Annotated in this window: 1 protein-coding gene and 1 pseudogene; one reads left to right on the top strand and one right to left on the bottom strand. The window is 70.8% G+C overall.

What is annotated here, in order from left to right:
- A pseudogene (locus ACFO3J_RS35875) lies at positions 1 to 801 on the bottom strand (XRE family transcriptional regulator); the annotation flags it as partial.
- A gap of 250 nt (positions 802 to 1,051) precedes the next feature.
- Here ACFO3J_RS35875 and ACFO3J_RS35870 point away from each other — a divergent pair.
- Positions 1,052 to 1,633 carry an ATP-binding protein gene (locus ACFO3J_RS35870; protein ID WP_386439073.1) on the top strand — a complete coding sequence of 194 codons (582 nt, stop codon included), beginning with the start codon at positions 1,052 to 1,054 and terminating at the stop codon, positions 1,631 to 1,633.
- Positions 1,634 to 1,755: the final 122 nt, after the last annotated feature.

The raw sequence follows: 1,755 nt of genomic DNA, 5'->3' as shown, positions 1-1,755 counted from the left end.
GGCGCGTAAGGCCGGGGCGGGCTGCCCGGCAGCGGCCAGGGCCCGGGCCGACATGGTGTGGAGACGGGCGGTCAAGGTGGGGACGGCCGGGCCGCCCTCGGCGAGGTCGAGTCCGGTTCGCGCCCAGTGCACGGCTGCGGTGGGGTTGCCGGTCTGCAGGGCCAGGTGGCTGGTGCTCGCGGCGATGCCGGCGGCGAGGGGTGTGTCGCCCGAGGTACGGGCCAGGGCCAGCGCACGGGTGAAGTGGCGCCCGGCCAAGGTGTCCTGGCCCGAGTCGTGGGCCATCCAGCCCGCCATCTCGGTGAGGACGGCGGCCACGGCGAAGACCTGAGGGGTGCCGTCCGCGTCTACGAGGCGTGGTCCGATGTTGTCGCGTAGGTGCCGGACCACGGCGTTGTAGAGCCGTCCGCCGCCCGCTTGCCGGTCGGCGTTGCGGAAGGCGTCCATGGCGGCCATGTCGTCGCCGTCCGGGAGCGGTTCGCCGATGGCGGGAGTCTGCGCGGGTGCGGACGGCTCCCAGGGTCGTCGGGCGAGACCGAGGAGGTGGCCGGGGATGTGGAAGGCGTCGGCGATCTGCTCGAAGATGGCCAGCTTCTCGACCCGGCTCCTGCCGTTCATGTAGTCGTAGAGCCTGCCCTGGGTGATGTCGACGGCTGCGGCGATACGGCGGGTGCTGACGCCCCGGTGGTTGAGCAGCCGGAACAGCGTGCCCATGTCCCGTTCCGCGCAGGCCGCGAGTAGGCGTTGATCGGCGAGAAGTCCTGTGACGATCTCCCGCGGTTCCCGTTCGGCACCGCTCACGAGCACCCTCTCTCCGTACGGCCTGTAACGAGGCTACGGCCCACATCCGCTCCCTGACTCCACGTTGGGGTCACGCGCTGGAGTCTCTTGCGTGCGGCACGCAGTCGTCTACTGAGGGTGCTCCGTTGCTCCATGAGACGCAACGGCGCACCGCTCCCCGTCCCGGCTGATCCCCCGAGAGGTCAAGCGTCATGCGCCACAGCCCACTTCCGCCTCATCGCGGCCGACTCCATCTGAAGGGCTGCGGGTGATGACCACCAACGACCCCCTCACCAGCCCTTACGGCTTCCGCGTCGACGCGGAACTGGAAGCGGTGCCCGAAGCCCGGCGCAGGATCGTCGCGTTGGTGCGTGCCTGGGACGTAGACCTGTCGGAGGACGCTCTGGGCGACCTGGAGTTGCTGTCCACCGAGCTGATCACCAACGCCGTGCGGTACACGCAGGCCCCCTGCTCGGTGGTCGTGCGGTGGACCGGCCTGCGGGTCCGGGTCGAGGTCGCCGATGTCGACCCGGTACGCCCGCAGCCGCGCCACGGCTCGCTGGAGGCCGGAGGCGGACGCGGCCTGCTCCTGGTGGAATCCCTGGCCACCGCATGGGGAAGCGCCGCAGACCCGGCCGGGAAAGTCGTCTGGTGCGAAGTCGGGCCACCCGATGCCGCAGTCCCGGCGGAGAACGGGCGGCTGGCTGCCCGGGTCCGCGCCGCACTCCGCTTCAGCTCGTCGGGGCGCCGGCCCGCCCACCGGCGCCGACTTCTTTCGGTCCTCCCAATCCGGAGTAGCCACGCCGCCCGGACCTTGACCGACCACCCGATAAACATCCGCACCGCTCGATGAAGGAGACCGACATCCAACTTCAGCCGGACATCGTCGCCGAAGAGCCCCGGGAGCAGCCGTCACCGTGGAGTACGCCGGGCAGGTGGACGATCACCACCGAGAGCGGTTCTACGATGTCCGGC

The organism is Streptomyces polygonati, from assembly GCF_042650325.1.
Lineage (GTDB): Bacteria > Actinomycetota > Actinomycetes > Streptomycetales > Streptomycetaceae > Actinacidiphila > Actinacidiphila polygonati.
Note: the sequence above shows the minus strand (reverse complement) of the source record. Positions and strands in the feature narration are given on the sequence as shown.

Excerpts from the sequence above, each read along its gene's own strand:
- ACFO3J_RS35870 (WP_386439073.1), top strand. The coding sequence starts at position 1,052 with ATGACCACCAACGACCCCCTCACCAGCCCTTACGGCTTCCGCGTCGAC.